The sequence below is a fragment of the Bacillus sp. SIMBA_005 genome (assembly GCF_046535585.1).
Classification (GTDB): Bacteria; Bacillota; Bacilli; order Bacillales; family Bacillaceae; genus Bacillus; species Bacillus pumilus.
The window spans coordinates 1-279 of record NZ_JAWRWI010000259.1 but is presented as its reverse complement, the minus strand read 5'-3'; the positions used below and the strand labels follow the sequence as shown (position 1 = coordinate 279).

The following is a 279-nucleotide window of genomic DNA, read 5'->3' as shown; positions in this document are numbered from 1 at the left end:
CACCTTATTTCTGCTTGTCATAAAAACAGCATTCCCATTTTTGATATGAGGGTCAGCCTGATCGGCCACCTCTATCATAAAGCCGTTGGGGAGAACAGCAGTCTCGCCTTCCGCTCCTTGCAGCTGCAGCTCAAAGGGAACCTTTTCACATTGCCATTGTTCAAATGTAAACAAACATGTCTGATATGATTTGACCACCTTCAGCCCTTTCGGAAAATCAAGCACTCCCGAGGCGCTTCCATTTTCCGCCCATTCCAGAAACTGCTGTATGTGGCGGGC

At 48.0% G+C, this 279-nt stretch carries 1 pseudogene; it reads right to left on the bottom strand.

The features are described from left to right. Nucleotides 1-279, bottom strand: a pseudogene (locus SB660_RS20015) (tRNA lysidine(34) synthetase TilS); the annotation flags it as partial.